At 64.1% G+C, this 1983-nt stretch carries 2 protein-coding genes and 1 pseudogene; 1 reads left to right on the plus strand and 2 read right to left on the minus strand.

Annotated features, from left to right (window positions below; genetic code table 11):
• Positions 1-852: magnesium chelatase domain-containing protein (locus AC1VAN_RS20180; protein WP_480986571.1), on the minus strand; the 852-nt coding region annotated here is incomplete at its 3' end.
• 365 nt (positions 853-1217) lie between these two features.
• Between AC1VAN_RS20180 and AC1VAN_RS20185 the strand changes: the two genes are divergently transcribed.
• Positions 1218-1658, plus strand: coding sequence for a YbbD-related protein (locus AC1VAN_RS20185; protein ID WP_442251426.1), 441 nt, complete (start codon positions 1218-1220; stop codon positions 1656-1658).
• Between the two features lie 121 nt (positions 1659-1779).
• On the opposite strand, the pseudogene AC1VAN_RS20190 reads toward AC1VAN_RS20185, so the two are convergent.
• Positions 1780-1983, minus strand: a pseudogene (locus AC1VAN_RS20190) (cold-shock protein); the annotation flags it as partial.

Here is a 1983-nt window from a genome sequence, read left to right on the forward strand (position 1 = left end):
GGGCGGATTACCGCCCCCCACCAAAGCCGCAGCGCTCGCACTGTGGTGCGGCGCCCGGAACGGCCGCTGTCGCCAACGCTTCGGGTCCAGCCCTTCGCCGCTGACCGAGGTAATGGCCGCCAACTGCAGGGCATCGATCTCTTCGGAATCCGGCAGCAGGCCGGGCAGGCGCGAGGCCAGCAGGGTCTTGCCGCAGCCGGGGCTGCCGATCAGCAACAGATGGTGACCACCGGCCGCGGCAACCTCCAACGCGCGGCGCGCGAGCGCCTGCCCGCGCACATCGGCCAGATCCGGCAGCGGCAGCGGTGTGGTGTCCACCCGTTCCACCTGCGGCAACAGGCGCGGATTGCCCAGCCCGGCACAGCATTCCAGCAGGGTGCGCGCCACCCGCACATCGGCGTGCTGGGCCAGCRCCGCCTCCGCCGCGTTGCCGGGTGGCACGATCAGGATGCGCCCCGCTTCGGCGGCGGCGATGGCGGCCGGCAGCGCACCGGACACCGCGCGCAGCTCTCCGGTCAAGCCAAGTTCGCCGAGGAATTCGTACTGCAGCAACGACTGCGGATCGATCTGGCCACTGGCCGCGAGGATGCCCAGCGCGATGGCCAGATCGTAGCGACCGCCCTCCTTGGGCAGGTCGGCGGGCGCGAGGTTCAAGGTGATGCGCCGCTGCGGAAAGTCGAACCTAGCGCAGAGCATCGCGGCACGCACGCGCTCGCGCGACTCGCGCACGCTGGTCTCGGCCAGACCGACAATCTGGGTAACGGGCAGGCCTCCGGAGAGATGCACCTCGATCCGCACCAGCGGGGCATCGACCCCGGCGCGGGCACGGCTGTGGACCAGCGCCAGGCTCATGTGTGGATTCCTGCGGAGGGGGCGCTTGATGGTGAGGCGGGCGATCTGCGGGTAGCCATCGGGGATTGCTGGAGAAGCGGCTAGGGGGATTCCTCCCCACCGCGCAGCGTGCCCTCTGTTGGCTATGAATGCGCTCCCGACTTGCCTTTTTCCCCACGAGCAAGGACATTTCTTCGGATCTCGCTCGTTGAGCCAATGGGGCTGCAGGACGCCCAGCTTGGCGTGACTAGGACAGAGACCGGTGTGTACACAGTTCGCCTTGGACGATCATCTGGACGAATAAGCCCTGCTGGGAGTTGCTCGCAGATTTGCGGGAGCTATCGTCCCGGTGGAAATTTCCCATGCTGATGACTTGCACGCCTCCAATGAACACTCGCAAGCTCTTCCTGATGGTCACGCTGGCACTCGCACTTTCTGGCTGCTCGGAAGTTGCAAGCACTCAATATGCAGACCGAAACCAAGCCGCTTCGAGACACGCAATCGGTGAATCGAAGTGGTTGCCCGGGTGGTTGCCTGAGGATGCTGTCAACATACAAGAGACGCACGACATGGACACCAATGAGTCGTGGTTGGTCTTTCGTTTAACCAGCGGGATTCTTACCTTGCCTGAAGACTGCACGCTGGCAAGCAGGCCGGAGATGCCGGACGCGCGAGTCATGCGGCGGTTTCCCCAGTTCGCCCGAAGCGCTTGGTCGCGCGCGTCAAATCACGCCGGAAAGTTCTACCTGTGTCCGGAGGGCAATGCTGGTCGCTGGGTCATGCATGATGAAGAACTGGACCTTGTTTACAGCAGAGTAAAGTTCTGAGACCGATGTCCGGGCGCTCAAGTTCGATAACGAACGGCAACCCTCTTCGTCCGAACTTGGACTCCCTCAACGTAGTCAGGCCGACGTCCCCCCGATTTTGAGTAGCAGGGCGATTTGGAGTTCAAGCTCTAGTTGGACACCGCTGCCCATCAGGGACCGCCCCACTGAAGCGCCCAAACAGCGCTTCGATCCACGATGTTCCTGCACTCTCCACCAGTAACGCGCCCTGGCTCTGGTGGTAGTCCAACCATCGCTCGAAACTGAGGCGCAGGCGCTCGATATCCGGTGCCCGCGTAAGTGCATCGGCGGGCACCCGGATCAGCAC

This window comes from Stenotrophomonas sp. 05L44_2 (assembly GCF_056665995.1).

Bases quoted from the DNA above. Each gene is read 5' to 3' on its own strand.
- AC1VAN_RS20185 (WP_442251426.1), top strand. From the start codon at position 1,218: ATGAACACTCGCAAGCTCTTCCTGATGGTCACGCTGGCACTCGCACTT.